This is a genomic window from Arthrobacter sp. NPDC057009, assembly GCF_042673905.1.
Taxonomy (GTDB): Bacteria; Actinomycetota; Actinomycetes; order Actinomycetales; family Micrococcaceae; genus Arthrobacter.
Genome location: NZ_JBHUSB010000049.1, coordinates 1665 through 2974, shown reverse-complemented (window position 1 = coordinate 2974; position 1310 = coordinate 1665). Strand labels below are relative to the sequence as shown.

Here is a 1310-nt window from a genome sequence, read left to right as displayed (position 1 = left end):
GCAACTCCACATCCTTTCCCACTTAGCACACGCTTAGGGGCCTTAGTTGGTGGTCTGGGCTGTTTCCCTCTCGACTATGAAGCTTATCCCCCACAGTCTCACTGCTGCGCTCTCACTTACCGGCATTCGGAGTTTGGCTGACGTCAGTAACCTTGTAGGGCCCATTAGCCATCCAGTAGCTCTACCTCCGGAAAGAAACACGCAACGCTGCACCTAAATGCATTTCGGGGAGAACCAGCTATCACGAAGTTTGATTGGCCTTTCACCCCTACCCACAGCTCATCCCCTCCATTTTCAACTGAAGTGGGTTCGGTCCTCCACGACGTCTTACCGTCGCTTCAACCTGGCCATGGGTAGATCACTTCGCTTCGGGTCTAGATCACGCCACTGCAACGCCCTGTTCAGACTCGCTTTCGCTACGGCTTCCCCACACGGGTTAACCTCGCGACGTAACACTAACTCGCAGGCTCATTCTTCAAAAGGCACGCCGTCACAACTACAAGGCTGCTCCGACGGATTGTAAGCACACGGTTTCAGGTACTGTTTCACTCCCCTCCCGGGGTACTTTTCACCTTTCCCTCACGGTACTGGTCCGCTATCGGTCATTAGGGAGTATTTAGGCTTATCAGGTGGTCCTGACAGATTCACACGGGATTTCTCGGGCCCCGTGCTACTTGGGATACTCATCAAAGGCGGTGCACAGCATTACGGTTACGGGGCTAACACCCTCTACGGCCGGCCTTTCAAGACCGTTCACCTATACCAGCACCCTCACCTCCCCGGTCCGGCAGAACCAGGACAACAAGTCCCACAACCCCGCCCATGCAACGCCCGCCGGCTATCACACATGGAAACGGTTTAGCCTGATCCGCGTTCGCTCGCCACTACTAACGGAATCACTGTTGTTTTCTCTTCCTGCGGGTACTGAGATGTTTCACTTCCCCGCGTTCCCTCCACGCACCCTATGTGTTCAGATGCGGGTCACCAGGTCACTCACGCGCCTGGCGGGGTTTCCCCATTCGGACACCCTGGGATCACAGTCCGGTTATCGACTCCCCCAGGCTTATCGCAGATTCCTACGTCCTTCTTCGGCTCCTAATGCCAAGGCATCCACCGTGTGCTCTTAAAAACTTGACCACAAAGATCAAAAACATTTTCTCGAGAGAACCACAGAAACCACTGCCCCGTCCCGAAAGACAGAACAACAGATCCAGGTTCTAATATCTTGGAAATTGCTTCTTATACAAGATGCTCGCGTCCACTATGTAGTTCTCAAACAACAACCCCGTACCACACACCCCACACACACT

General features: G+C 54.0%; 1 rRNA gene. It reads right to left on the bottom strand.

Annotation, left to right across the window (positions count from 1 at the left end):
* Positions 1-1137: ribosomal RNA gene (locus tag ACFTR6_RS22015) — 23S ribosomal RNA — on the bottom strand; the annotation flags it as partial.
* Positions 1138-1310 lie beyond the last annotated feature (173 nt).